At 65.3% G+C, this 26347-nt stretch carries 29 protein-coding genes; 12 read left to right on the forward strand and 17 right to left on the reverse strand.

From position 1 onward, the window contains the following. Positions 1-450 precede the first annotated feature (450 nt). From ACLEJP_RS09350 to ACLEJP_RS09365, 4 genes are read left to right on the forward strand one after another with little or no spacing between them, the layout of a single operon-like run. A complete protein-coding gene (locus ACLEJP_RS09350) occupies positions 451-1860 on the forward strand; it encodes a circularly permuted type 2 ATP-grasp protein (RefSeq protein WP_440805790.1) in 1410 nt (469 codons plus the stop codon). A 3-nt stretch (positions 1861-1863) separates the two neighbouring features. Continuing rightward, entirely contained in the window at positions 1864-2814 is a 951-nt protein-coding gene (locus ACLEJP_RS09355) for an alpha-E domain-containing protein (protein WP_225778185.1), read from the forward strand. Next, entirely contained in the window at positions 2811-3590 is a 780-nt protein-coding gene (locus ACLEJP_RS09360; protein WP_440805792.1) for a transglutaminase family protein, read from the forward strand. The genes ACLEJP_RS09355 and ACLEJP_RS09360 overlap by 4 nt, the downstream gene beginning before the upstream one ends. 39 nt (positions 3591-3629) lie before the next feature. Further along, positions 3630-4352: a peptidase gene (locus tag ACLEJP_RS09365; RefSeq protein WP_440805793.1), complete on the forward strand. Its 723-nt coding sequence runs from the start codon at positions 3630-3632 to the stop codon at positions 4350-4352. A gap of 234 nt (positions 4353-4586) precedes the next feature. Here the strand turns inward: ACLEJP_RS09365 and aroE are convergent, their stop codons facing one another. From aroE to ACLEJP_RS09390, 5 genes are read right to left on the reverse strand one after another with little or no spacing between them, the layout of a single operon-like run. Next, on the reverse strand, positions 4587-5405 hold the full coding sequence (gene aroE, locus ACLEJP_RS09370; protein WP_440805795.1) for a shikimate dehydrogenase: 819 nt from the start codon (positions 5403-5405) through the stop codon (positions 4587-4589). After that, positions 5402-6634, reverse strand: coding sequence for a CaiB/BaiF CoA transferase family protein (locus tag ACLEJP_RS09375; protein ID WP_440805796.1), 1233 nt, complete (start codon positions 6632-6634; stop codon positions 5402-5404). The genes aroE and ACLEJP_RS09375 overlap by 4 nt, the downstream gene beginning before the upstream one ends. Then, positions 6631-7086 (reverse strand): MaoC family dehydratase, encoded by a 456-nt coding sequence (locus tag ACLEJP_RS09380; RefSeq protein ID WP_225778189.1) that lies wholly within the window; start codon positions 7084-7086, stop codon positions 6631-6633. The genes ACLEJP_RS09375 and ACLEJP_RS09380 overlap by 4 nt, the downstream gene beginning before the upstream one ends. Then, a complete protein-coding gene (locus ACLEJP_RS09385; protein ID WP_440805799.1) occupies positions 7083-7481 on the reverse strand; it encodes a VOC family protein in 399 nt (132 codons plus the stop codon). The genes ACLEJP_RS09380 and ACLEJP_RS09385 overlap by 4 nt, the downstream gene beginning before the upstream one ends. Then, positions 7478-8425: a ketopantoate reductase family protein gene (locus tag ACLEJP_RS09390; RefSeq protein ID WP_440805801.1), complete on the reverse strand. Its 948-nt coding sequence runs from the start codon at positions 8423-8425 to the stop codon at positions 7478-7480. The genes ACLEJP_RS09385 and ACLEJP_RS09390 overlap by 4 nt, the downstream gene beginning before the upstream one ends. 93 nt (positions 8426-8518) lie before the next feature. Here ACLEJP_RS09390 and ACLEJP_RS09395 point away from each other — a divergent pair, with 93 nt between their 5' ends. Next, a complete protein-coding gene (locus tag ACLEJP_RS09395; RefSeq protein ID WP_440805804.1) occupies positions 8519-9439 on the forward strand; it encodes a LysR family transcriptional regulator in 921 nt (306 codons plus the stop codon). Between the two features lie 35 nt (positions 9440-9474). Here ACLEJP_RS09395 and ACLEJP_RS09400 read toward each other — a convergent pair whose 3' ends face one another. Continuing rightward, positions 9475-10614 (reverse strand): glutathione-independent formaldehyde dehydrogenase, encoded by a 1140-nt coding sequence (locus ACLEJP_RS09400; RefSeq protein WP_440805807.1) that lies wholly within the window; start codon positions 10612-10614, stop codon positions 9475-9477. A 130-nt stretch (positions 10615-10744) separates the two neighbouring features. Next, entirely contained in the window at positions 10745-11011 is a 267-nt protein-coding gene (locus ACLEJP_RS09405; protein ID WP_440805809.1) for a hypothetical protein, read from the reverse strand. A 171-nt stretch (positions 11012-11182) separates the two neighbouring features. Between ACLEJP_RS09405 and ACLEJP_RS09410 the strand changes: the two genes are divergently transcribed. Both ACLEJP_RS09410 and ACLEJP_RS09415 read left to right on the forward strand, forming a co-directional pair. After that, on the forward strand, positions 11183-11641 hold the full coding sequence (locus tag ACLEJP_RS09410) for a hypothetical protein (RefSeq protein WP_440805811.1): 459 nt from the start codon (positions 11183-11185) through the stop codon (positions 11639-11641). A gap of 187 nt (positions 11642-11828) precedes the next feature. Further along, complete coding sequence (locus ACLEJP_RS09415) at positions 11829-12227, forward strand: tetratricopeptide repeat protein (protein ID WP_440805814.1); 399 nt, start codon at positions 11829-11831, stop codon at positions 12225-12227. A 7-nt stretch (positions 12228-12234) separates the two neighbouring features. Here the strand turns inward: ACLEJP_RS09415 and ACLEJP_RS09420 are convergent, their stop codons facing one another. Both ACLEJP_RS09420 and ACLEJP_RS09425 read right to left on the reverse strand, forming a co-directional pair. Beyond that, the gene (locus ACLEJP_RS09420; RefSeq protein WP_440805816.1) at positions 12235-12939 is read right to left on the reverse strand and encodes an SDR family oxidoreductase; all 705 of its coding nucleotides are present in this window, start codon (positions 12937-12939) and stop codon (positions 12235-12237) included. Between the two features lie 90 nt (positions 12940-13029). After that, positions 13030-13935: a LysR substrate-binding domain-containing protein gene (locus ACLEJP_RS09425; RefSeq protein ID WP_440805817.1), complete on the reverse strand. Its 906-nt coding sequence runs from the start codon at positions 13933-13935 to the stop codon at positions 13030-13032. A 157-nt stretch (positions 13936-14092) separates the two neighbouring features. On the opposite strand from ACLEJP_RS09425, the gene ACLEJP_RS09430 reads away from it, so the two are divergent. The 3 genes from ACLEJP_RS09430 (at position 14093) to ACLEJP_RS09440 (ending at position 16267) form a co-directional block, all read left to right on the forward strand. Further along, positions 14093-14554, forward strand: a complete 462-nt coding sequence (locus ACLEJP_RS09430) for a GNAT family N-acetyltransferase (protein ID WP_440806246.1) — start codon at positions 14093-14095, stop codon at positions 14552-14554. A 111-nt stretch (positions 14555-14665) separates the two neighbouring features. Next, positions 14666-15571, forward strand: coding sequence for a LysR family transcriptional regulator (locus ACLEJP_RS09435; protein ID WP_225778197.1), 906 nt, complete (start codon positions 14666-14668; stop codon positions 15569-15571). 99 nt (positions 15572-15670) lie between these two features. Then, positions 15671-16267, forward strand: coding sequence for a hypothetical protein (locus ACLEJP_RS09440; RefSeq protein ID WP_440805821.1), 597 nt, complete (start codon positions 15671-15673; stop codon positions 16265-16267). A 19-nt stretch (positions 16268-16286) separates the two neighbouring features. On the opposite strand, the gene ACLEJP_RS09445 is transcribed toward ACLEJP_RS09440, so the two are convergent. Beyond that, positions 16287-17165, reverse strand: coding sequence for a DMT family transporter (locus ACLEJP_RS09445; protein ID WP_225778199.1), 879 nt, complete (start codon positions 17163-17165; stop codon positions 16287-16289). Positions 17166-17413: 248 nt separating this feature from the next. Between ACLEJP_RS09445 and ACLEJP_RS09450 the strand changes: the two genes are divergently transcribed. Further along, entirely contained in the window at positions 17414-18238 is an 825-nt protein-coding gene (locus ACLEJP_RS09450; protein ID WP_440805823.1) for an aldo/keto reductase, read from the forward strand. 27 nt (positions 18239-18265) lie between these two features. Here the strand turns inward: ACLEJP_RS09450 and ACLEJP_RS09455 are convergent, their stop codons facing one another. The 4 genes from ACLEJP_RS09455 to ACLEJP_RS09470 all read right to left on the reverse strand — a co-directional run bounded on the left by ACLEJP_RS09455 (position 18266) and on the right by ACLEJP_RS09470 (position 21338). Further along, entirely contained in the window at positions 18266-18760 is a 495-nt protein-coding gene (locus tag ACLEJP_RS09455; RefSeq protein ID WP_440805825.1) for a GNAT family N-acetyltransferase, read from the reverse strand. Between the two features lie 118 nt (positions 18761-18878). Next, positions 18879-19814: a catechol 1,2-dioxygenase gene (catA, locus tag ACLEJP_RS09460; protein ID WP_440805828.1), complete on the reverse strand. Its 936-nt coding sequence runs from the start codon at positions 19812-19814 to the stop codon at positions 18879-18881. Between the two features lie 43 nt (positions 19815-19857). Continuing rightward, complete coding sequence (gene catC / locus ACLEJP_RS09465; RefSeq protein WP_440805830.1) at positions 19858-20148, reverse strand: muconolactone Delta-isomerase; 291 nt, start codon at positions 20146-20148, stop codon at positions 19858-19860. Between the two features lie 62 nt (positions 20149-20210). After that, entirely contained in the window at positions 20211-21338 is a 1128-nt protein-coding gene (locus ACLEJP_RS09470) for a muconate cycloisomerase family protein (RefSeq protein ID WP_440805833.1), read from the reverse strand. A gap of 135 nt (positions 21339-21473) precedes the next feature. Between ACLEJP_RS09470 and catR the strand changes: the two genes are divergently transcribed. Then, the gene (catR, locus tag ACLEJP_RS09475; RefSeq protein WP_440805835.1) at positions 21474-22346 is read left to right on the forward strand and encodes an HTH-type transcriptional regulator CatR; all 873 of its coding nucleotides are present in this window, start codon (positions 21474-21476) and stop codon (positions 22344-22346) included. Positions 22347-22395: 49 nt separating this feature from the next. Here the strand turns inward: catR and ACLEJP_RS09480 are convergent, their stop codons facing one another. The 3 genes from ACLEJP_RS09480 to ACLEJP_RS09490 all read right to left on the reverse strand — a co-directional run bounded on the left by ACLEJP_RS09480 (position 22396) and on the right by ACLEJP_RS09490 (position 26321). Continuing rightward, positions 22396-23889 (reverse strand): aldehyde dehydrogenase, encoded by a 1494-nt coding sequence (locus ACLEJP_RS09480; protein ID WP_440805838.1) that lies wholly within the window; start codon positions 23887-23889, stop codon positions 22396-22398. 164 nt (positions 23890-24053) lie between these two features. Further along, positions 24054-25436 carry an aspartate aminotransferase family protein gene (locus ACLEJP_RS09485; RefSeq protein ID WP_440805840.1) on the reverse strand — a complete coding sequence of 461 codons (1383 nt, stop codon included), beginning with the start codon at positions 25434-25436 and terminating at the stop codon, positions 24054-24056. A gap of 42 nt (positions 25437-25478) precedes the next feature. Then, on the reverse strand, positions 25479-26321 hold the full coding sequence (locus ACLEJP_RS09490) for a helix-turn-helix transcriptional regulator (protein WP_440805843.1): 843 nt from the start codon (positions 26319-26321) through the stop codon (positions 25479-25481). Positions 26322-26347: the final 26 nt, after the last annotated feature.

Consider the following 26347-nt stretch of genomic DNA (forward strand, 5'->3'; position numbering starts at 1 on the left):
TACCGGGTCATGCGGCCAGGGAAATCTCTGAATACCGGCCAGGGCTCGGCCGATCGAGCCGCTATCGTGACGATGCGGGTCGTAGCCATGACGTTCGACAAGCACCAACACAGGTCAAAATCCGCAGCCCGGCGCAGAACGCGCCTTTTTGATGCATGGCTGCCGCCAGCGCTGCCGGCCGGCGTGTCACCAAGGCGCACTGCGCCCGGCCAATCACCATCAAAAAACCACTTCATTTCAACGGGTTGCCGATCGCTCGCAACCATTCCCGCACGACGCCGGGCTTTCGGCACCTTCATTGCAATGGACCATTGCCTGCACAACGCAACAACGCTTGATCGCATCAGAGGCTGACGACAGACACAGGACCCACCTACCCAGCAAGGCCGCACCCAGAAACACGCAGATGAACCGCAATGAAGCTGCCGGCAACGGTGGCAAGGAGTGGGTATGTCCCGGGCATTTTTCAATGAAATGTATGACACGAACGGAAGTTGCCGCCCGCACTATCAGGAGTTCGCCCGCTGGTTGGCCAGCACCCCGCTGGAGTTACTGGAGCAACGCCGGCGCGAAGCCGACCTGCTGTTCCACCGCGCCGGTATCACCTTCACCTTGTACGGTGACAAGCAGGACACCGAGCGTCTGATCCCCTTCGACATCATCCCGCGCAGCATTCGCGCCAGCGAGTGGCGCATGGTCGAGCGCGGCTGCATCCAGCGCGTGCAGGCCCTGAACCTGTTCCTGGAGGATATCTACCACGACCAGCGCATCCTCAAGGCCGGCATCATCCCGCCGGAGCAGGTGCTGGCCAACGAGGGTTACCAGATCGCCATGCAGGGCCTCGGGCTGCACCGTGGCCTGTATGCCCATATCGCCGGCGTCGACCTGGTCCGTGATGGCGATGGCAGCTACTTCGTGCTGGAAGACAACCTGCGCACCCCCAGCGGGGTCAGCTACATGCTCGAAGATCGCAAGATGATGATGCGGCTGTTCCCCGAGCTGTTCGCCGCCCAGCGTATCGCCCCGATCGACCACTACCCCAACCTGCTGCTGGACACGCTCAAGAGCGCCAGCCCGCTGGACAACCCCACCGCCGTGCTGCTGACCCCCGGCCGCTTCAACAGTGCCTATTTCGAACATGCCTTCCTGGCGCGGGAAATGGGCATCGAGCTGGTCGAGGGCGCCGACCTGTTCATCCGCGACGAGCATGTCTACATGCGCACCACTGCCGGCCCGCAGCAGGTCGACGTGATCTACCGCCGCCTGGACGACGATTACCTCGACCCGCTGTCGTTCAACCCTGACTCGATGCTGGGCGTGCCGGGCCTGATCTCGGTGTACCGCGCCGGCAACGTGGTGCTGGCCAACGCCGTGGGCACCGGGGTCGCCGACGACAAGTCGATCTACCCCTATGTCGACGACATGATCCGCTTCTACCTGAGCGAAGAGCCGATCCTGAACAATGTACCCACCTGGCAATGCCGCAGGCCGGCCGACCTGTCGCATGTCCTGGCCCACCTGCCCGAGCTGGTGGTCAAGGAAACCCAGGGCTCCGGTGGCTACGGCATGCTGGTCGGGCCGGCATCGACCAGCGCCCAGATCGAAGACTTCCGTGCCCGCATCAAAGCCCGCCCGCACGCTTATATCGCCCAGCCCACCCTGTGCCTGTCCACCTGCCCGACCTTCGTCGACAGCGGCATCGCGCCGCGCCACATCGACCTGCGCCCGTTCGTGCTGTCCGGCAGTGAAACCCGCCTGGTGCCAGGCGGCCTGACCCGCGTGGCCTTGCAGGAAGGCTCGCTGGTGGTCAACTCGTCGCAGGGCGGCGGGACCAAGGACACCTGGGTGGTGGAGGACTGAACCATGCTTTCGAGAACCGCTTCCGACCTGTACTGGATGTCCCGCTACCTGGAGCGTGCGGAAAACCTGGCGCGCATGCTCGAGGTCAGTTATTCGCTGTCACTGATGCCCCAGGCCGGGCGCAGTGACGGCCATGCCGAGCTGGCCATGTCGCTGCTGGCATCGGGGACGCTGGACGACTACCGCCGCCGCCACGGCGAACTCGACAGCGAGCGCATGCTGCATTTCTTCGCCCTCGACGCAACCAACCCCAGCAGCATCTATTGCTGCCTGCAGGCGGCGAGGACCAATGCCCACGCGGTGCGTGGCCGCATTACTGCCGACATGTGGGAGAACATCAACGCGACCTGGATCGAGATGCGCAACATTGCCGGCAATGGCCTTGGCCGTTATGGCATCAGCCAGTTCTGCGACTGGGTCAAGGAACGTTCGCACCTGTTCCGTGGGGCAACCTCCGGCACCATCATGCGCAACGACGCCTACAGCTTCATCCGCCTGGGGACGTTTCTGGAGCGGGCGGACAACACCCTGCGCCTGCTCGATGCCCGCTACGAAATGTTTGGCGAGGCGTCCGAAGAGGTCAGCGACGACTCGGCCCGTGGCTATTACCAGTGGAGTGCCCTGTTGCGCGCACTGACCTCCTACGAAGCCTTCAACGAGCTGTACCGGGCCGCGCCCAGTGCACGGCCAGTGTCCGAGCTGCTGTTGCTGCGGGTGGACGTGCCCCGCTCGCTGCACGCCTGCATCGAGGAGCTGGACCGGATCCTCGCCAGCCTGCCGGGCAGCAACCGCCGCGCCGCCCAGCGCATGGCCGCCGAACTCAATGCGCGCCTGCGCTACACCGCCGTCGACGAGATTCTCGAAGCCGGCCTGCACCCGTGGCTGAGCGATTTCATCGGGCGCATCAACCAATTGGGCCAGGCGGTCCACCACTCCTATCTGGAGGTCGTATGAAACTGTCCATTCGCCACGACACCACCTACAGCTATGCCAGCGACGTGTGCAACAGCATTCAGTTCCTGCGCCTGACGCCGCGCAGCAGCGAGCGTCAGCGCATCGACCAGTGGCAGCTGGAACTGCCCTGCGAGGTCAAAGGCCAGATCGATCCCTATGGCAACATCCTGCACGTGCTGACCCTGGACAAACCCCACGGGCACCTGGCCCTGACCGCCAGCGGCCAGGTGGAGATCGACCCGGAACGCGAGCAGGAGACCGGCGCGCAGTCGCCGCTGCCGTTCCTGCGCGGCAGCCACCTGACCCAGGCCGATGACATGCTCAAGGCCTTTGCCAACCGCCACTGCGGGGAGCACCGCGACCGCGCGGCACTGATCGGGCTGATGCACGGGCTGGCCGAGCACATGCCCTACAGCCCGGGCGCAACATCAGTGGGCACCACTGCTATCGAAGCGTTCAGCGGCGCTGCCGGGGTCTGCCAGGACCACACCCACGCCTTCCTCGCCTGCGCACGCAGCCTGGGGATACCGGCGCGCTACGTCTCCGGTTACCTGTGCACCGAAGACGAGCAGCACCTGGCCAGCCATGCCTGGGCTGAAGCCTGGGTCGACGGCGCCTGGTACAGCTTCGACATCACCAACCGCCTGACCCGGCCGGAGCGCCACCTGAAGCTGGCCGTGGGCCTGGACTACCTCGATGCCTGCCCGGTCAGGGGCGTGCGCCGTGGCGGCGGCGCCGAATCGCTGCAGGCCAGCGTCCATGTGCACCGCCAGTGACAGGCGCTGCCCCATTTCCGGAAAAACAAGGGAAACAGCATGACCTACTGTGTCGCCATGCACCTGGCGGACGGGCTCGTCTTCATCAGCGATTCACGCACCAATGCAGGCATCGACCAGATCGCCAGCTTTGCCAAGCTGTTCGTGTTCGGCGTGCCGGGCGAACGCCTGGTCGTGCTGCAGACCGCCGGCAACCTGGCGACCTCGCAGTCGGTGGTGAACCTGCTGCGCCAGCGCACCCGCGGCCCCGGCCCCCACCTGTTGAACGTGGCCACGCTGTACGATGCGACGGTGCTGGTCGCCGACACCCTGCGCGAAGTGGTCAGCCGCGATCGCAGCAAGTTGTCGGCCGGCATCGACCTGAGCAGTTCGTTCATCGTCGGCGGCCAGATTGCCGGCGACCCGATGGCCATCTACAACGTCTACGCGCAGGGCAATTTTTTCCAGGCCACAGCGGATACGCCGTTCCTGCAACTGGGTGAAAGCAAGTACGGCCGACCGATCCTGGACCGCAACCTGGGCTACCACACGCCGCTCGATGAAGCCTTGCGCTGCGGCCTGATCTCGTTCGACTCGACCATTCGCAGCAACCTGTCGGTAGGCATGCCGCTGGACCTGCTGGTGTATCACAAGGACAGCCTGGAAGCGCCGGAACGGCAACGCATTACCAGCGACGATGCCTATTACCAGCAGATCCGCAGGCAGTGGAGCGACGGTTTGAAACGGCTGTTGGCCGAGCTGCCCGCGCCGCCCTATGGCTGAATCGATACGGTGCTAATTTCCAGGCTGGCGCAGTTCACCCTGTGGGAGCGGGCGTGCCCGCGAATGCGTCAGCTCAGGCAACATCGTTGTCCCTGCTGGCCTCTTCGCGGGCACGCCCGCTCCCACAGGAGAGATGCGGTGATTCAGATCAAGGTTTCGATCCGCAGCGTATTAGTCGACCCCGGCTTGCCGAACGGCACACCGGCGGTGATCGCGGCTGACGCCGCTCAGGGCCTATGCCAAGGGAATGGTCAGGCGATCGATCACCGCCCGGGTTTCCGGGCGCACCCCGCGCCACCAGGCAAAGGCCTCCGCCGCCTGCTCCACCAGCATACCGACACCGTCGGCCATACGCGCCACACCTTGCCCCTGGGCCATGCGCAGGAACGGCGTCAGGCCTTTGCCATAGGCCAACTCGTACGCCAGCCGTGTCTCGCCCAGCACACCGTCCGGCAGTGGTGGCAGCTCACCGCTGAGGCTCGCGGAGGTGGCGTTGACCACGATATCGAATGCCTGCCCCTGCAGTTCCTCATAGCGGCTTATGCGCAGGCGCGGGTGGTCCAGTTCGTTGCGCAAGGTCAGTGCCTTGGCCATGTCGCGGTTGGCCAGCACCAGCTCGCGCGGCCCGGCCTGCAGGAACGGCAGCAACGCCCCGCGCACCGCGCCACCGGCGCCGAGCAGCAGCAGCCGACGGTTGGCCAACGGCTCACCCAGGTTTTCTTCGATATCGCGCAACAAGCCAATGCCATCGAAGTTCTCGGCGTAGATCCGGCCATCCTCGAACTTCAGCGCATTGGCCGCCCGCGCCAGCTGTGCGCGCTCGCTGCGCTGGTCGGCCAGCTCGAATGCGCGCAGCTTGAACGGCGCAGTGATGTTCATGCCCAGGCCGCCCTCACTGCGGAACTGCAACACCTGGGCCTCGAAACCCGCAAGCTCGCCCTCGATGGCCTCGTACACCAGGGATTGGCTGGTGGTCTCGGCGAACAGCCCATGGATCAAGGGCGACTTGGTGTGGTTGATCGGCCGGCCGATCACTGCATAGCGGTCGTTCATGGTGCATCTCCGTGGGTGAACAGCACACCGTCTGCCTGCATGGCGGTGATTTCTTCAGGGCTGAAGCCAAGCCCGGCGGCCACTTCGGCATTGTGCTGCCCGAGGTCCGGGGCCACCTGGCGGATCGTGGTATCGCAGTCGGAAAAGCGGAACGGCAGGTTCGGCAGGCGCAAGGTGCCGTAGCGCGGGTGTTGCTGCTCGAGCAGCATGCCTCGCGCCTGGATCTGCGGGTCGGCCAGCACTTCGTCGATGCGCTGCACCTTGGCGCTGGGGATGTCGGCCGCATCGAGCAGCGGCAGGATATCTGCGACCCGACGTGCGCCGACCCAGTCGCGGACCACGGCAAGGATCGCCTGGCGGTGACTGTTGCGACCGTTCAGGCTGTGGTAGCGGCTATCGCTGCCGAACCCGGGCGGGCCGCCGTTGGTTTCGAGCATCGCGGCAAAACGCTTCCAGGCATCGTCGACCTGGGCGGCGATCACCAGGTCGCCATCGGCGGCGCGAAACACGCCGTACAGAGTGGAGGTCGGCATGTCATGGCCGGTCTGCTCGGGCAGCACGCTGCCGGCGGACAACGTGTAGCACTGCACTGCGTATTCATGCATCGACACCAGCGTGTCATACAGGGCCATGTCGATGTGCTGGCCACGGCCACTGCTGACCCGGCCCAGCAGCGCCGCATTGATCGCCGCCACGGCATGGATGCCGGTGTACATGTCGCCCAGGGAAATGCGCAGCAACGGCGGCGCTTCGCCCGGCACGCCGACCATCTGCATGATCCCGCTCTTGGCTTCGGCGATCAGGCCGAAGCCGGCGCGGTGGGCATCTGGCCCGGTGTGGCCGTAGGCGGAGATCGAGCAGTACACCAGGTGTGGGTTGCGCGCCGCCAGCTCGGCATAGCCCAGGCCCAGTTTGTCCAGGGCACCGGGGCGGTAGTTTTCGATGAACACGTCGGCCGAGTCGGTCAGGCGCTGCATGAACGCCTTGCCGCGTGGGTCCTTCATGTTCACGCTGACGCCCTGCTTGCCCATGTTCAGCTGCAGGAAGTAACCGCTCTGCTGATCGTCCAGGGTGAATGCGTGCTGGCGGCCGGCATCGCCGCTGCCAGGCCGTTCGACCTTGATCACCTCGGCCCCCAGCGCAGCCAGGCAGCGGCCCACGTAGGGCCCGGCGAGGAAGTGGCTGTAGTCGATGACGCGGATACCCGCCAAGGGCAGTGCCTGGCTCATGGCTGCGCCCTCCGCGGCACCATCAGCCGGTGCTCGCCCCGTTGCACGACTTCGCCGTGCTGGTTGATCAGCTCCGACGGCAAGACCACGATGCCCCAGCCCGGGCGGCTGTTGCTCGGGCGCATCGCCCCCACGCGCATGCGCACGTGCAGCACATCGTCGACCTTGATCGGCAGTACGAAGTCCCAGGTCCAGCCCAGCGACATGCCCGGTACGAAGCGGTACTCGCACTGGGTCTTCAGGCCGTCGGCGATCGACAAGCCGAACAGGCCATGGGCAACCAGGCAGCCGAAGTGGCTGGCGTTGGCATACGCCTCGTCGACATGCACCGGGGTGTGGTCACCGGTGAGGTCGGCGTAGGCCAGGATGCGTTCGCGGGTCACGGTGTAGCTGGGGCTGATGCATTCGTCGCCTTCGCGGGCGTCGTCCCAGTATCTTTCCACCACGCTCATGCCTGTACCTCCGCACGCGGGTCGATGGCCAGCGCCTGGGCGACGCATTGCGCCGGCCGTGCCTGGATGAATTCAACAGCCAGGCCGTCGGGCAGGCGCAGCCAGTTGCGGCCCTGTGGCATTTCACTGACGCCAAAACGCTGGGCGGCCACCAACGCGGCCTCGAGGTCCTCGCACATGATGCCCAGGTGCGCCAGGCGCCCTTCCGGGCCGGTGAAGTCCGGCTGGTGGATGAACTGCAGGCCGCCAAGGGTCCAATATTGCGCAGGCTGCTCGACGTCGCCCTGGACCTCGCGCATGGTCATGCCGCACACCTCGCTGAAAAAGCGGATGTGCCAGTGAATGTCGCGCACCCAGAACGCCACGTGTTCGAGGTAGGCTTTCGGCTGGCTCATGAATGACTCCCTTTCTGCTGATCGACCATGGCGCGCTCGATACCCTTGATGCAGGCCACCAGGGTCGCGTTGACCGGCGTAGCCACGCCGTGGCGCTGGCCCCAGCGCACGACGGAGCCGTTGATGAAATCGATTTCGCTGACCGAGCCCTTTTCCAGGCTCTGCAGCATCGAAGTGCGGAAGCTCGCCGGCAGGCCTTCGGCGGCCAGCCGCCAGGCGGCGTCCGGGTCGGCAAGGCTCAGGCGGATACCGGCGCGTTCGGCGACGGCGATGGCTTCGGCCACCGCAGCCTTGGCGGTGCTTTCCAGCAGCGGCTCGCTGTACAGCTGGCCATAGCTGAGCCGGGTAATGCCGCTGAGGGCACCCGTGGCGACGTTGACCAGCAGCTTGTCCCACATGGTGCCGAGAATGTTGTCGCTGACCGTGGTGGCGAGCCCGGCGCCGTTGAATACTTCGGCAATGGCCTGCACCCGTGGGGTGCGCCTGCCATCGAGTTCGCCGATGAAGGTCTGCTTGCCGGCCACTCCGGCACGAATCGAGCCCGGCCCCAGCAGCACGCCGCCGACGTAGGTCTTGCCGGCCAGTACCCGCTGCGCGCCCACGGCCTCGGCCAGCAGGTCTTCGTGGCCGAGCCCGTTCTGCAGCGACAGCACCAGCGTCTGCGGCCCGATCAGCGCGGCTGCCCCTGCGATCGCCTCGCGGGTGTGGAACGACTTGACCAGCACCACCACCAGGTCGGCCACACCGACGTCTTCGGCGGCACAGGCCGCATTCACCTGTACCTGGCGCACGCCGCGCTCGTCCTGCACCTGTAACCCGTGCCGCTGCATCGCCTCGACATGTGCGCGGCCACGGTTCAACAACCAGGTTTCATGCCCCGCCTCGCTCAAGGCTGCCCCCATGGCGCAACCCAGGGCGCCGGCGCCCAGAATGCAGATTTTCACGTCGCAGACCTCCTGTGGTTTGCGACTACCTTATGCAGCAGGGCTTATTTGCGCTATACAATGCCTTCAATACCAGTATTGTGATTTGCAATAATGAGCGCTCTCGACACCTTGCCCGATCCCAAACTGCTGCAGCTGTTCGATGTGCTGTACCAGTGCCGCAGCGTGACCCGCACGGCAGAACAGCTGGGCCAGAGCCAACCGACCGTGAGTATCTGGCTGGGCCGCTTGCGCGAAGAACTGAACGACCCACTGTTCGTGCGCACCCCCGGCGGCATGGCCCCTACCCCGCGGGCTGACCTGTTGATCGGGCCCTGCCGCGAAGTGCTGGAATCGCTGCGGCGCCTGACCACCTGGGCACCGCAATTCGATCCGGCCACGGCGCAGCGGCGCTTTCGCCTGTGCGTCAGCGATGCCAGCCATATCACCTTGCTGCCCAGCATCCTCAACCACCTGCGCAGCCATGCGCCAGGGATTCGTCTGGAGGCAGCACGCATCGATGGCAATACCGAAAGTGCCCTGGAATCGGGCGAAGCGGACCTGGCCATCGGCTTCGTACCGTGGCTGGGCGCGGGCATGTACCAGCAGGTATTGTTCGAACAGGACTGGGTCTGCCTGAGCAACCCGCACCACCCGCGCCTGGGCCAAGGCATCAGCGTGGCGCAATACCAGGCCGAAGGGCATGTGCAGGTCAGTGCCGGGACCGGGCAGAAGTTGCTCGAGGCTGGCCTGGCGCGGGCCGGCATCGAACGCAGGATCATGCTGGAGCTGCCGGGGTTTCTCGGCCTGGGCATGATCGTCGGCTCGACCGACCTGGTGGCCACGCTGCCGCGGCACATCGGCCAGACGCTGGCCGCCATGCATGCTTTGCAGGTGCACGATTGCCCGTTTGCGGTAGAAGGCTTCACGGTCAAGCAGCATTGGCACGCCCGGTACCAGCAGGACAGCGGCAATCGCTGGATGAGGGAGGTGATCCGGGCGTTGTTCCAGGGCGCAGGCAGTCAGCATCGCTGACCCTGCTTCCGTCCGTGGAGGCCGGGCAACATGGATCAGGCAGCAGGCTTGAGTACTACCTTGGTCCAGCCATCATCCCGCGCGTCGAAATGCTTGTAGGCATCGGGGCCTTCGGCAAGCGTCAGGCGATGGGAGATGATCTGGGAAGGCTTGGCACGCCCATGATGGATGAGCGCTGCAAGGCGCCGGTTATAGGCCTTGACGTTCGCCTGGCCGGTGCGGATATGTTGGCCCTTGAACCAGAACGCGCCGAAATCGAAGGCCATCTTGCCCTCCTTCGCCAGGTCGTTCTTCGCCCCCGGGTCTTCTGGCACGAACACCCCTACTACACCGATGCCACCGGTAGCCTTGGTCGAGGCAACCAGGTTGTTCATGGTCAGGTAGTTCACTTCATGGCCATGCCTGTTGCAGCACTGATAGCCCACGCATTCGCAGCCCCGGTCGGTGCCTCTGCCGTGGGTCAGGTTCATGATTTCTTCCACGGCCTTGTGCTCGACGGCGTTGATCGGCGTTGCCCCAAGTTGCGCGGCAAGCTGCAGCCGATCTGGCTGGTTGTCTACCACGAACACCTGCGAGGCGCCCTTGATGATTGCCGAGTACGCCGCCATCAGCCCGACAGGCCCGGCGCCATAGATCGCGATACTTTCGCCCGGTTGCAGACCGGCCAGCTCCGTTGCGTGCCAGCCAGTGGGAAAGATATCCGCGAGCATGACGTAGTCGTCTTCGCGCTCCTGGGCGTCCTCCGGCAGCACCAGGCAGTTGAAATCGGCGTAAGGCACACGCAACAACTCCGCCTGGCCGCCTTGATAGGGCCCCATGTCGGCAAAGCCGTAGGCGGCGCCGGCGGCCCCCGGGTTGGCCGTGAGGCAGAATCCGGTCAGGCCTTTTTCGCAGTTCTCGCAGAACCCGCAGCCGATATTGAAGGGCAGGCAGACACGGTCACCGACCTTGACCCGGTCGACCCCGGCGCCCACCTCGATCACTTCGCCAAGGTTCTCATGGCCGAACACACGCCCGGCTTCGAACGAGGTGCGGCCCTCATACATGTGCAGGTCGGAGCCGCAGATATTGCTGGTGGTGATGCGCACCAGCACGTCAGTGGGCTTTTCGATTCTTGCGTCCGGCACATCCTTGACGGCGACGTCACGCGGGCCGTTATAGACGATAGCTTTCATACTGAACTCCCGAATGTCAGGGGCACGAAAGGCGCCCTACACTGTTGGGGTAATGGCTTTGCCCTCGGTGTTCAGCCTGTGTGTGACAAGCCGGATCAGTGGCGCTAATCACCAGCGCGCCGGCGGTGGGTCAGCCGGTGAACAAATACTTGCCGTTGACTTTCCTGGGCCCGACGAAGGCGAAATCCGGGAAGATCTTGCCCCGGACGTACCAGACAAAAGCCAGCAGAACGATACTGATGGCCATCACGACAGTGGTGGTTGCCGGGTCGGATGCAAACCCTGCAAGCGATTTCGGAAGCTGCCCCAGTGCAAGGAGAATATACGCGTTATAGGCGCCGGCCCGGTGGTTGTAGAAGCCCCATACCAGGAGCAAGGGGATCACGAGATTGGACACAGCCACGACCCACTTGGCTGTTGACCCGATTTGAGCACCCCGTGGGATCCTGGGCAGGTGATGCTCAGGGATTGGACCCATACGCAATCTGTCGGGTCAGCGGAACTCGAAACCGAACCCAATGTCGTAGTGGCTACCAAGTACCCCTGCGCCTTCTGGAGGCGAACAAACATGAGAAAAACCCTGGTAGCCCTCTTTACTTGTGCCTTTGCGTTCGGCGCAACTGCCTTGTTACCAGCGGATGTTTCACCGATTGCCTCGGCGTATGCCAAAGGCGGCGGCGGGGGTGGTGGCCACGGTGGTGGCGGCGGTCATGGCGGCGGTGCCGGCCACGGCGGCGGGCTGGGCGGTGGTCAAGGCGCTGGCAAAGGTAGCCACACTGGCAATGGCATGGGCCTCAGCGATGATCACGCCGGCAAGGCCACGCGCGACCATGGCTTGAGCGGCAACCACTACGGCAGCTCGCGCAACAGCGACAACGGCCACGGCACTACCACCTCCGGTGTTGCCCATTCCAAGGACACCCGCGGCCTGGCGAAATCGACGGCGATCTCCGCCACGACCCCGGGTGACCACAACACCAAAGGGCTGAGCGGCGCGGCGCGAAACGCTTCGAAGAACGATCGCTGAACCGTAGCAGCGACTTCGTCGGGCACCGCTGAAAGCCTGCACGCTTCAGCAGCAACCAGCTGCTGAAGCGTGCAGATGAATCTCAAGCCCTGAACCACCCGACCAACGCCATTATTTCCTCCCCCGACAACATTTCCCTCGCTGCACGGCTCGCACAACCGCCAAGGCCGTGTCGAGACCACCGCTGATGCCCAATACACTTTCTCTGTCGACCTTGCTGTTGTTGTTCAGCGCCATCACGGCACCCGCTGCACTGGCCGGCGAGCGCTCCGCACCGGCACGTAGCAACAATGCTTCGACCGTGCTGATAGAAACGGCTTCGCAGCAGTATGCCGAAGGCCAGCTGGACCAGGCAGCGGCCACCCTGGAGCGCGCGTTGCACATCCAGCCAAACAACCCGGCAACCTTGCACTACCTGGGTGTACTGCGCCTCCAGCAAGGGCAATACCAACAGGCTGAAACCCTGGCGCTGCGCTCCAACCTGCGAGTCGGCGCCAACCACGCGTTACGCAGTCGCAACCTGCAACTGATAGAGGCCGCGCACAACGCCCGGCGCTCAGGCATGCTGCCGACCGCGGCGCACTGACGGCGGCCTAGACACTCCGCGTCAGGCCACCATCGACCCTGATGTTCTGCCCGGTGATATAGGCGGCCCCTTCGCTGGCCAGGAAGGCGATGGTCGCGGCAATTTCCTCGCTGGAGCCATAGCGCTTGAGCGGTACGCTGTCGCGGCGCTGCTCGGTGGCCGGCAGGCTGTCGATCCAGCCAGGCAGAACGTTGTTGATGCGCACGTTGTCGGCCGCGTAGGTGTCGGCGAAGATCTTGCTGAACGCAGCCAGCCCCGAACGGAACACCGCCGAGGTGGGGAACATCTCGTTGGGTTCGAAGGCCCAGGCGCTGGAGATGTTGATGATGGTCCCGCCCTTCTGCCGCTGCATGATCGGCGTCACCAGGCGCGCCGCGCGGATGACATTGAGCAGGTAGGTGTCCATGCCCTTGTGCCAGTCTTCGTCGCTGATCTCCAGGATCGGCGCGCGTGGCCCGTGGCCGGCACTGTTGACCAGCACGTCGACGCGCCCCCACTGCCCGACCACGGCATCGACCAGGCGCTGCAGGTCGGCAACCGACTGGTTGCTGCCGGTAACGCCGATACCGCCCAGTTCCCTGGCCAGCGCTTCGCCCTTGCCCGAGGATGACAGGATACCGACCTTGAAACCGTCGGCGGCCAGGCGGCGTGCCGCTGCGGCGCCCATGCCGCTGCCACCGGCGGTGATGATGGCCACTTTTGCTTCTGACATGCTGCCTCCTTCGCTGATTCCAGCACCGTATGTGCAAGTGCATTCACACTAGCAGCCATGCTGGCAGCGAGGGAGGCAACCCGGCTTCGCCTAGACGATAGATTTTCTATTGCCTGCCTGGGCCTGCAGCCATGCCCTGACAAGCGACAGGGCCGCCGGCGCCTGCCGCTTGCGCGGCCATACCAGGTAAAACCCCTTGTCCAGCCGCAATTGCTGAGGGAACACCTGCACCAGGCGCCCGGCAGCCAGCTCGTCGCTGACGAAGGCCTGGCTGGCCAGGGCGATGCCCTGCCCGCCAATCGCGGCTTCGATAGCCAGCGACGTCTGGTTGAAGCGCACGGCCCTGGCGCTGGCCGGCGGATGGCCCGGGAACACTGCTGCGTAGAACTGCGGCCAGAAGTTGTGCGCATCGTGCAACACCACATAACGCTGCAAGGCGGCGAAATCGCCGGGCCGCCCGATTTCGGCCAGCAACCCCGGGCTGGCCACGGCGATCACGGCGGGGGCCATCAGCAATTCAACGTTCAGCCCAGGCGCAAATGGCGGCTGGCCATAACGTACGGCCAGGTCCACGCCGTCGGTATGAAAATGGGACAACCGGTCGGTTGCCAGCACCCGCAGGTCAATCTCGGGGTTGCGCTCGGCAAAGTGCCCGAGCCTGGGGATCAGCCATTTCGAGGCAAAGGTTGGCGTCACGCTGACGGTGAGCTGGGACGGCGCCGGGCGCAACAGCCGCGTGGCTTCGTCGATCATCGCCAGGGCGCTGCGTATGCTGGTGCTGTAGGCGTGCCCGGCATCGGTCAGGCCAAGACCGCGTGGCAGGCGCTCGAACAGGCGCACTTCCAGGCTGGCCTCCAGCCCGCGCACCTGCTGGGCAACCGCCGCCTGGGTCACACCAAGCTCCTCGGCCGCCAGACGGAAGTTCAAGTGACGCGCCACCACTTCGAACACGCGTAGCGCATTGAGCGAAGGCAACCCGGGATAACCTGCAGGCATGGCGATGGTTTTTCTATCGGCTGGAGATTGCGCGAGGCTAACCTTGTCGGCCAAGGAAGTCGACGCCCTGGCGCCCTTGCCAGCGCCGGTGTCGATTGCAGCAGCGCCTGCAAGACAGGCACACTGGATGACCGCACTTGCCGACAAGGACGCCGCCGTGCAGATACGCCCACTGACCCACGATGACCTCCCCCACGCCAGTGCCCTGTGCCTGGAAGCTTTCACCCAGGCCGTCGCGCCCACGCTGCCGGCGCAGGGTGTGGCAACGTTCGCCAGGGTGGCAGCGGCCGACGCGTTTGCCGAACGCCTGCAAGGCGACAACCTGATATTGGCCGCTGTCATCGATGCCGCAATAGTGGGCTTGATCGAGCTGAAGGAAGGCCGCCATATTGCCATGCTGTTCGTTGCCCCACGCTGGCAGCGCAAGGGTATCGGCGCGCGCCTGATGAGCGCAGCGCTGGAACACGCCAGGGTCGAGGTCGTGACTGTCAGGGCATCACTGTCTTCGGTACCCGCCTACCAACGCTACGGCTTTGCCCTGGCAGGCGAGGTGAATGCGTTTGCCGGGATGACCTATCAGCCCATGGAGAAGCGCTTGCCCGGCTGGCCCGGGCGCTGACCGGGCCACGCGGTTGTAGCCTGAGCACCCTGCGCACATCCCTACAAGGCACATCGCCCTGCAGCGTGCTTCACTACAGCGCCAACCCTTCTGTTCCGGAACCCGAGCCCCATGAACCGCAACGACCTGCGCCGCGTCGACATGAACCTGCTGGTGGTGTTCGAAGCATTGATGATCGAACGTAACCTGACCCGCGTCGGCGAAAAGCTGTTCATCACCCAGCCCACCGTCAGTGCCGCGCTGGCGCGCCTGCGCGAGCTGTTCGACGACCCGCTGCTGATCCGCAACGGCCGGGCCATGGAACCCACGCCGAGGGCCATGCAGATCTTCGCCGAACTGGGGCCGGCGATGGATGTGATCTCCGCCGCCATCAGCCGCGCTCGCGAGTTCGACCCGACCAGCAGCTGCAACGTGTTCCGTCTGGGGTTGTCGGACGATGCCGAGTTCGGGCTGTTCCCCGCCCTGCTCCAGGCCCTGCGCGAAGAGGCCCCGAATATCAGCGTGGTGGTGCGGCGGGCCAACTTCCTGCTGATGCCGGGGCTGCTGTCCAGCGGCGAAATCTCGGTAGGCGTGAGCTACACCACCGACCTGCCGGCCACCGCCAAACGCCGCAAGCTGCGCGACATCGGCGTACGGGTATTGCGCGCCGACGACCGCCCGGGCCCACTGAGCCTCGACGAATACTGCGCACGCCCGCATGTGATGGTGTCGTTCTCGGGCGACATGAGTGGCAACATTGACCTTGACCTCGCGCGCATCGGCCGCTGCCGCAAGGTGGTGCTGGCGGTACCGCAGTTCGGCAGCCTGCGCGCCCTGCTGCGCAACACCGAGCTGATCGCCACAGTGCCGGACTATGCCGCCTGCGCCTTGGCCGACGATGGCAGCCTGCGCGCCGACCCGGCGCCGTTCGACATCACCGAGGCCGAGCTGTCGATGGTCTGGAGCGGTGCCCAGGACAACGACCCGGCCGAGCGCTGGTTGCGCGAGCGCATCCTGCAGTTCATGGCGGCGCGGTAAACCATCGACCTCATCGATAGCCACCATGAATGCCATCGAGTTCCGCTGCGCCTGGTGCGGGCGGAAGATAGCGGCATTCACTGATGGATGAGGCCTCCCATGAAAACCGGCATGATCGCTGCCCTGCTCGCCTTGCTGGCCGCTCTTGGCGGCTGCGCCAGCCCGGCCAGCAGCGACACACAACCCTACGGGCACTTCTATGCGGCCACCGCTATTTCCGGCGTCGCCCTGGCCCCCGGCCAGCGGGTGGCAGTGTTGCTGGGGCGAGATGCCGAGGCCACCCTTGAATACCTCGGCAGCCATCAAGCCCAGGCCGCCACCCCGGCCCGGGGCCAGCGCATTCCGGTAGCGACCCTGAACAGCGAGAGCCAGGCGTACGACTGGCTGGCACGCTCGCTGGCGCAGCAGTTCGCCGAAGTGACCTTCTATGATGACCTGGACACGCTGCTGGGCGACCACCCGGATGTCATCGTGCTGCTCGATACCGAAAGCCGCCTGGCCAGTGCCGAGATTGAAAGCCGGGTGGTGGCGCGCTTCTTCGACGACCAGCTGACCTACATCGGCCGCGCCGAAGGGCGGGCGCACAAGCGCCTGGGCGATGTGGCGCGGGTGGCCGATGACGAACGCGCGGTGCAGGCCGATGCCTTGCGCGACTTTGACGATTCGTTGCAGGTGCTGTTGAAACGACGGGCGTGACGGCGCAATCGCGGGGTTGCTACTTGCCTCGCTGCATCCACGCCGCCCCCAGCCCACTCAGGCAGATCACCGCGATACCGACCAGGCTCAGGGTATCCGGCACCTGGCTGTAGGCCACCAGGCCAAGCAGCCCGGCAAACACGATCTGGCAATAGCTGAATGGCGCCAGCAAGGCCGGCGCGGCATGGCGGAAAGCCTGGGTCAGCAGCAGGTGCGCGGTCATGCCGAAGCCGCCCAGCGCCAGCATCAGCAATGCGTGGTCCCAGCGCGGCATCTCCCAGAAGAACGGCACCAGCGCGCTCATGGCCAAGGTGTTGCACAACCCCGCATAGAAATTGCTGGTGGTCGGGCTGTCATGCGCGGCCAGGATGCGCGTGAGCAATTGATAGAAGCAGAAGCCCAGCGCCGAACCGAACGGGTACAGGATGGCGGGGGTGAACATTGCCCCTCCCGGGTGCACCACTACCAGCACGCCGATGAAGCCCATCACCACCGCAACCCACTGCCCCACCGTGACCCGCTCCTTGAGCAACGGCGCCGACAGCGCGGTGACCAGCACCGGGGCGAGGAAGTTGACCGCAGTCGCTTCGGCCAGCGGCAGGTACTGCAGGCCACTGGTGAACAGCAAGCTGGTACTCAGCAGGCTCAACGCACGCAAGGTCTGCAACAGCGGGCGGCGCGTGCGCAACACGTTGAGCCCGGCCTTGGGCAGGAAAATGCCGGCCATCAACAGGGTATGCACCACATACCGCGCCCACACCACCATGATGATCGGGTACAGGCCGCCAAGGAACTTGGACAAGGCATCGTGACTGGCGAACAGGAACGTCGCCACCACCACCAGGGCAATGCCGCGCAGGGGTTGGTTGACTCCGGACAGCGGTGTGCTGGAACTCATGGCACTCTCGATGACGGCGCGGCTGGATGCGGCGCCCGGGGAAGGCCCGCGCAGGCATGGCCCGGCGGATGCAACAGCTGGAATTCTAGAAGAGATGCCGCAGCATAAGGAAGTTCCATCGCCCGCTTGCCCCGGCCGATTGCAGTTTGTGTTCGCTGATCGACCACTTTTCGCCGCGCACGCATGGCCCGTGCCGTGCTGATCGCTGACCATCGGCTGCAATCCCCCGCAGTCGACAAGGAATCTACATGCAAAGGCTCACTACCCGTAACGGCCTGGACCTGCCTGCGATCGGCCTGGGCACCTGGCCAATGACCGGCACCGAGTGCACCCAGGCCGTGCGCCAGGCACTTGAACTCGGTTACCGACACATCGACACCGCCACTGCCTACGCCAATGAGGCCGCCGTCGGCCAGGCCCTGCGCGACAGCGAGGTGCCACGCGAGCAGATCCACCTGACCACCAAGGTGTGGTGGGACCGCCTGGCGCCCAAGGCCATGCGCCAGTCGCTGGAAGACAGCCTGCGCGCCCTCGGCACCGAGCAGGTCGACCTGTTTCACATCCACTGGCCGGGCCAGGACTGGGACCTGGCGCGCAGCATCGAAACCCTGGTGGCACTGCGTGACGAGGGCAAGGCACGCAGCATCGGCGTGGCCAACTTCCCGCTGGGGCTGCTGCGCCAGGTGGTGGAAACCCTGGGTGCGCCGCTGTCGGCGATCCAGGTCGAGTACCACGTGCTGCTCGGCCAGCCAGCACTGCTGGACTACGCCCGCCGCCACGACCTGCTACTCACCGCCTACACCCCGCTGGCCCGCGGCCAGGCAGCGGCACAGCCGGTGATCCAGGCGATCGCCGGCAAGCATGGCGTGCTGCCCAGCCAAGTGGCGCTGAAATGGTTGCTGGACCAGGACGGCGTAGCGGTAATCCCCAAGGCGAGCAGCCGCGATAACCAACTGGCTAACCTGGCAGCTCTGAACGTGCAGCTGGATGACCAGGACCGCTTGGCGATTGCCGGCCTGCCGAAGGACCAACGATTGGTCAGCCCGGCGTTTGCGCCGGACTGGGACAGCTGAGCGAGTACCTGCAGCTGGCCGCTACGGCTAATGTCGGGCGCCGCTCACCAGGAAACTGAGCAGGTCCGGCTCGTCCTCCAGGGTGATCGCCTGCGCCGGACGCGACAGCGCGGCCAGCACCGCGTTGCAGAAGGCTACCGCCGGCGCGTCCTGGGCGTAACAGCGCAACAGCCAATCGCCCTCGCCGCCCAGAAACTGCAACGCCACCGCCCGGCCGATGCCCTGCCGACGGTATTTTTTCAGGATGAACAGGTCAGCCAGCTCGAACGTCTGGATAGCGGCCAGTTCGCTGCGCTCCACCAAGACGAAGCCGGCAATGAAGCCGTCCGCCAGCACCAGGTAGGCGCCCCAGCCATCGGCCTGCCAGTAGCGTTGCAGGTGCGCGTCATGGATGTAGAAGCGGCCATCCACCTCGACGTCCTCCTGCTCCCAGTCGGAGGACTCGTAGGCGTAGAACTGGTAGAGGTTGCGGATCAGCGGGGCCTGGTCAGCGGTGGCGGCCAGCAGTTCGATGGGCAGCATGGTGCGGGGCTCAGGTAAAAGGCCGATTCTAGATCACTTGCCCCCTGGCAGGAAAAAGCCCAGCCCGCCCCGCACGGAAAGGCCCAGGCAATAAACAGGTGTCTGCGCGCTTCTGGGCTCAGGGGGCTTGCAATGCCCGTGGGCGATGGCTGCGCGCCTCGGCTGCCGGGGCCTTGGCCGCCTGCAGGTGGAAGTCGAAGTCCAGCTCGGCAAAGTGCCCGCCCGGCACACCGCGGTCGCGTGCTTTCGCGGCATCCTCGACAAAGCGCAGCTCACCGACCAACCCGTCGCGGGTGGCATAGGCAAAGTCATCCCACAGGTACTGGTCACCGGCAAAGTTGATCTGCGTGGTCAGATGGCGGTGCCCGGGCGCCGAGATGAAAAAGTGCACATGCGCCGGACGCTGGCCGTGGCGACCGAGCAGGTCCAGGCATTCCTGGGTCGGCCCCTGCGGGTCGCAACCATACCCCGAGGGCACGATGGAACGTGCACGGTAGCGGCCCTCGGCATCGGTGACGATGCGCCGGCGCAGGTTGTATTCGGACTGGCTGGAGTCGAAGTAGGAATACGTACCCTGGGTATTGGCGTGCCACAGGTCAACGGTGGCACCGGCCAGCGGCTTGCCGTCGGCACCGAACACCCGGCCCTGGAGGAACATCACCACGCCCGGGTCTGTGCCATCGTCCATACGCGCTTCACCCTGCGCCAGCGGCGCGCCCGCGACATACAGCGGGCCCTCGATGGTACGCGGGGTACCGCCGCTCAGGCCGGCCTCGGCGTCCTTGGCGTCCTGCAGCAGGTCGAGGAAGTGCTCGAGGCCCAGGCCCGCCGCCAGCAGGCCGGCCTCATTGCGCCCGCCCAGGCGGTTGAGGTAGTCCACCGCATGCCAGAACTCGTCCTCGGTGATTTCCATTTCTTCGATCAGGCGGGCGCTGTCCTGCAGCACGCGCAGGATGATCTGCTTGACGCGCGGGTTGCCTTCGGCATGGCCCAGGCCGACCACTTCGCTGAAGAACGCTTGAACAGCGGCAGTGTGGGAAATCTTTGTGGTCATCGTGCTTTCCTCATCTTGTTCTTGTCAGGCACACAGGTGCGAATCAGCGGTCGTCGCTGTGGATCGACGAGGGGTGCCGGCACAGGCCGTCGACCTCGATGTCCATGTACGGGAACAGTGGCAGTTGCAGCAAAGTATCGTGTAGCGCTTCGACACTGGGGACATCGAACACGCTGTAGTTGGCATAGTGCCCGGCAATGCGCCACAGGTGGCGCCAGGTACCTTCGCGCTGCAGGCGCTGGGCCAGCTCCTTTTCGTCGGCCTTGAGCCGGGCAGCCTTGGCCGGGTCCATGTCGAGCGGCAGTTTCACGGTCATCTTCACGTGGAACAGCATGGCGAGGTCTCCTTGCGTATGACTGGTTCGTTTGCTTGGCAGAGCCCTTGGGCGGAGCGGGTTTACCCGCGAGCACGGGCAAAGCGCGCCAGGCGCTGTTCGTCCAGGCTCAGGCCCAGGCCTGGGGTGCGTGGGATGTGCAACTGGAAGTCGCGGTACTGCAGCGGCTCGTTGACGATCTCTTCGGTAAGCAGCAGCGGCCCGAACAGTTCGGTACCCCAGGTCAGCTGGCGCAGGGTCAGGAAGGCATGGGCCGAAGCCAGGGTGCCGATCGAACCCTCGAGCATGGTCCCGCCATACAGGGCAATACCGGCGGCCTCGGCAATTTGCGCGCTGCGCAGCACGGCACGCGGGCCACCGTTCTTGGCGATTTTCAGGGCAAAGATGCTGGCCGCGCCGTCGGCGGCCAGGCTGAAGGCGTCTTCGACGCTTTCGATCGATTCGTCGGCCATGATCGGTGCCGGGCTGCGCTGGTTGAGGCGCACCTGGCCGCTGCGGTTGCTACGTGAAATCGGTTGCTCGATCAGGTCGATGCCGTTGTCGCCGAGCACCTGGCAGGCACGGATGGCCTGGGACTCGTCCCAGTACTGGTTGACGTCGACCCGCACGCTGGCGCTGTCGCCCAGCTCGCGCTTGATCGCCAGCACATGCTTGAGATCCTGCGCTAGCGGGTTGGCGCCGATCTTCAGCTTGAACACCCGGTGTCGGCGGCTTTCCAGCATGTGCCGGGCTTCGGCGATGTCGCGGGCGGTATCGCCGCTGGCCAGGGTCCAGGCCACTTCCAGGCTGTCGCGCACGCGGCCGCCGAGCAGTTCGCTGACCGGCAGGCCGAGGCGCTTGCCCTGCGCATCGAGCAGGGCGCTCTCGATACCCGACTTGGCAAACGTGTTGCCCTTGGCCAGTTTGTCCAGCTTGAGCATGGCGGCGTTGATATTGTCGGCGGGCAGGCCGACCAGCGCCGGCGCCAGGTGCGCATCGATGTTGGCCTTGATGCCCTCGGGGCTTTCATAGCCGTAGGCCAGGCCACCGATGGTGGTAGCCTCGCCGATGCCTTCGACACCATCGCTGCAGCGCAACCGCAATACCACCAGGGTCTGCTGCTGCAGGGTGTGCATCGCCAGCTTGTGCGGGCGGATGGTCGGCAGGTCGACGATAATGGCTTCTATACGTTCAATCAGCGCGCTTGTCATTGTTGCCGGGTCCCGTTATATCGGGCTGCCAGCTGCAGGCCCGAATGGTGCATTCACTTGATCGCTCAAGGATTGCGCGAGACCCTGATGGCCGTCCAATATCGAATGAATCTCCCACCATACCCTGGAGGTCTGATGGAACTGCGCCACCTGCGTTATTTCAAAGTGCTGGCCGAGACCCTGAACTTCACCCGTGCTGCCGAGCTGCTGCACATTGCCCAGCCACCGCTGAGTCGGCAGATCAGCCAGCTCGAAGACGAACTGGGCACGCTGCTGGTGCTGCGCGAACGACCGCTGCGGCTGACCGAGGCAGGTCGCTTCTTTTACGAACAGGCCTGCACCCTGCTGCAACAACTGCACAACATCAGTGACAACACCCGCCGCATCGGCCAGGGCCAGCGCCAATGGCTGGGTATCGGTTTCGCCCCCTCGACCCTGTACACGGTGTTGCCGGAGCTGATCCGCGAACTGCGCCAGGACAGCGAGCTGGAGCTGGGCCTGAACGAGATGACCACCTTGCAGCAGGTGGAAGCGCTGAAAAGCGGGCGCATCGACATTGCCTTCGGGCGCATCCGCATCGATGACCCGGCAATTCACCAGCAGGTGCTATGCGAAGACCCGCTGGTGGCCGTGCTGCCCAAGGGCCACCCGCTGGCGGGCGCGCCGCTCACCCTCGCCGAACTGGCGGGCGAGGCGTTCATCCTGTACCCCGCCAACCCCCGGCCCAGCTATGCCGACCATGTACTGGCCCTGTTCGCCCACCACGGCATGAGCATCCGGGTCAGCCAGTGGGCCAACGAACTGCAGACGGCCATTGGCCTGGTGGCTGTCGGCGTGGGCGTGACCCTGGTGCCGGCCTCGGTGCAACAACAGCACCGCACCGATATTGCATATGTCGCCCTGCTCGACAGCGGCGCCGTCAGCCCGATCATCCTCAGCCGGCGCAAGGGCGACGTCAGCCCGATCGTGCAGCGCTGCCTGGCCGTGATTGCCAAGCAAGCCAGCTAGGGGCCTGAATGCAGGAGCGGATTTATCCGCGACGCCGGCGACGCGGTGATCAGGCGCGCAGCTGGTACCAGGTGGTCTTGAGCTGCGAATATTTGTCGAACGAATGCAGCGACAGGTCGCGACCAAACCCGGACTGCTTGCCACCGCCGAACGGCACCGCCACGTCCAGCGCATCGACCGTGTTCACCGACACCGTGCCGGCCTTCAGCGCCCGCGCCACGCGGTGGACCTGGTTGAAGTCATCGCTCCACAGCGACGCCGCCAGGCCGTAAATGCTGTCATTGGCCAGGCGCACGGCCTGTTCCTCAGTGTCGAACACGCTGACCGCCAGCACCGGCCCGAATACCTCCTCCCGTGCCAGGCTCATGTGGCCCTCGACATCGGCGAAAATGGTCGGCTCGATGTAATTGTCCGAACCGTCGATGGTCAGGCGCCGACCACCACACACCCGCCGTGCCCCCTCCTGCCCTGCCCGGGCAATGGCCGCCTCGATCCGGCCAGTCTGCTGCGCATCGACAATCGCACCGGCCCGGCTCGCCGGGTCCAGCGGATTACCCGGCAGCCACTGGCGAGCCTTGGCCTGCAGGCGTTCGATGAACGCGTCATGGATGGAACGCTGCACATACAGCCGCGAGTTGGCCGAACACACCTCGCCCTGGTTGAAGAAGATGCCGAACGCAGCCTTTTCCGCAGCCAGGTCCAGGTCCTGGCAGTTTTCGAACACCAGGTTGGGGCTCTTGCCGCCGCACTCCAGCCACACCTGCTTGAGGTTGGACTGCGCCGAATACTGCATGAAGTACTTGCCTACCTGGGTCGAGCCGGTGAACACCAGGCAATCCACGTCCGGGTGCAGGCCCAGTGCCCGCCCGGCCTGCTCACCCAGGCCCGGCAGCACGTTCAGCACGCCTTCCGGCAGGCCGGCCTGCAACGCCAGCTCGCCCAGGCGCAGGGCCGAGAACGGTGACTGCTCGGCGGGCTTGAGTACCACGCTGTTGCCAGCGGCGAGCGCCGGGGCGAGCTTCCACGCGGCCATGTCGAGCGGGAAGTTCCACGGCACGACCGCGGCGACAACGCCCAGGGCCTCACGGGTAATGGTGGCCAGCGCGTTGGGCGCGGTGGGTGCCACCTGGTCGTACAGTTTGTCCAGTGCCTCGCCGTACCAGGCGAACACCTGCGCCGAGCCCGGCACGTCGATGTTATAGGCGTCCATGACCGGCTTGCCCATGTTCAGCGAGTCCAGCAGGGCCAGCTCTTCACGATGGGCCATGATCAGCTCGGCCAGGCGCAGCAGGACCTTCTTGCGCTCGACCGGAGCCAGGCGCGGCCACGGGCCGTGTTCGAAGGCGCGGCGGGCGCTGGCGACGGCCAGGTCCACTTCGGCCTGGCCGCAGGCGGCAACCTGGGCCAGCACGCCGTTGCTGGCGGGGTTGATGGCGGCAAAGGTGGCGCCGTCCTGCGCGTTGACCGGCTTGCCGTCGATCAGCGCCTGGGCCGGGAGGTACAGGGCCGAGGCGCGTTGTTGCCAGAATTCGAGGGTGTACATTGGTACTCCTGGTAACGGTTGTAGCAGCGTTTTCATCAGGGCTACGCAATTTCTGTGGGCGCGGGCGTGCCCGTGAATCAGGCGCTGCGGTGAATGGCACCGGCTTCGCCGGTGTTCGCGGGCTCGCCCGCTCCCACAGGGAAATGTGTGCCCTTAGCAGCGGTTCAGAACTTGCCGACCAGGCGCGCCGTGCGGTCCACGGCGATGCGGGTCTTTTCCACCAGTTCATCCAGCTCGCTGTGGTTGGCGACCAGGGCCGGGGCCATGATCATCCGGCCCAGGGTCGAGCGAATGATCACCCCTTCCTCGAAACCGAAGGTGCGGCATTGCCAGGCCAGGTCGTTCTCGTTGGCGAAGCGCTTGCGCGTTGGCTTGTGCTCGGCGAACTGCAATGCCGCCACCAGGCCGGCGCCCTGCACCTGGCCGATCAACGGGTGATCGGCGAACACCTCGCGCAGGATACGTTGCAGGTACGGCCCGGTGTCGTCCCGGACCTGGCGCACGATGCCTTCGTCACGCAGCGCTTTCAGGTTGGCGATGGCCACCGCTGCCGCCACCGGGTGGCCGGAATAGGTCAGGCCATGGGCAAACACCCCGCCCCGCTCCACCAGCGCTTCGGCAATGCGCTTGCTCAGCACCAGGCCACCCATGGGCACGTAGCCACTGGTCAGGCCCTTGGCGATCGACAGGGTGTCGGGCTGGAAGCCGAAATATTCATGGGCAAACCATTCGCCGGTGCGGCCAAAGCCGCCAATCACTTCATCCGCACACAGCAGCACATCGTACTGGCGGCAGATACGCTGGATCTCGGGCCAGTAGCTTTCCGGCGGGAAGATCATGCCGCCGGCGCCCTGGAACGGTTCGGCAATGAAACCGGCAACGTTCTCGGCACCCAGTTCGAGGATTTTTTCTTCCAGCTGCAGGGCACAGCGGCGGCCGAACTCGGCCGGGCTCAGGTCGCCGCCCTCGGCATACCAGTACGGTTCGTCGATGTGTGCCACGTCCGGGATCAGCCCGCCCATTTCGTGCATGAACTTCATGCCGCCTAGCGCCGTGGCGGCCAGGGTCGAGCCGTGGTAGCCGTTCCAGCGGCCGATCATGATCTTCTTGGCCGGCTGGCCGACCACCTGCCAATAGCGGCGCACGGTGCGGATCAGCACCTCGTTGGCTTCGGAGCCGGAGTTGGTGTAGATCGCGTGGCTGTAGTGCGCCGGCAGCAGGCTGAACAACAGCTCGGACAGTTCGATCACCGCCGGGTGGGTGGTGTGGAAGAACATGTTGTAGTAGGCCAGCTGGTCCATCTGCGTGGCAGCGGCGGCGGTCAGGTCGCGACGGCCATAGCCGAGCTGGGTGCACCACAGGCCGGACATGCCATCGAGGTAGCGCTTGCCCTCGCTGTCCCACAGGTGCAGGCGTTCACCGCCGACGATCACCCGCGGCCCTTCGGCGTTCAGCGCCTTCTGGTCGAGGAAGGCATGGATGTGGTGCGCGGCATCGGCGGCCTGGTAGTCGCGGGTCTGGCGTTGCGGGGCGAAAGGCGCATTCATTGTTGGTTTTCCTTTGCGGTGGGGGTGCAGGGCTGCCGGCGCTCAGCGCAGCTTGCCCATGTAGCTTTCCAGCGGGTCCTTGCCCAGCACGCCCTGGGCATTGGCCAGGGCGTCGATGAACAGGGAGAACAGCTCGGACTGGGTGCCGATGTCGAGCTTGGCGTAGACGTTCTTGCGGTGCGACTTGATGGTGTCTTCCGACACGCCCAGGCGCTCGGCCAGCGATCGGGTGGAGTGGCCACGCAGGATCAGCTGCGCGATACGGCACTCGCGCTCGGTGAGCAATGAGCTGCCGAAATTGTTCAGGGCCGCATGGATGCGCTGCTCGAGCACGTTTTCGAAGCGCCCGGCACGGCTGTCGAGCCCGGCGAAGTGCCGGCCGAGTACCGCCAGCACCCAGGGCGTGATGCAGCCGAACAGCGCGCGGCTGTGCCCATCGAGCTTGTCGGTGAAAGCCAGCGACACGGCCAGGCTGTGCCCGGGCAGCAGCTGCAGGATGTAGTTCAGTTCATCCTGCAGGTGCGAATGGCGGTAGAACGACTGGTAGTACTCGCTCACCTCGAAATGGTCCGGCGCCACCTCGAACAGGCCGTAGCAGCCGGATTCGACCTGCTCCACGCAAGCACCGTAGAACGGGTCGAGCAGGTAGAAGCCCGACAGGTAGCGGCTGACATTGCCTTCGGGCAGCCAGGGCGCGTTGTCGTCCTGCTCGAACAATGCGCTGGGCATGCCGTGGTGCGGGTAGAGATACACCGTGGTCGCCTGGATCGGATGGATCACGCCCAGTGCGGCGAACAAGGTGGCAGCAAAGCCCGGGCGGCCGATGGCCTCGGTGACCTTGGCCTGGTGCTCGAACCACTGTTGTGCAAGCAATCGATGGGTCACGGTGGGCCTGCCATATCAAGTAGGGC

Origin of the sequence: Pseudomonas sp. SMV7, assembly GCF_052041995.1 — a bacterium.
Classification (GTDB): Bacteria; Pseudomonadota; Gammaproteobacteria; order Pseudomonadales; family Pseudomonadaceae; genus Aquipseudomonas.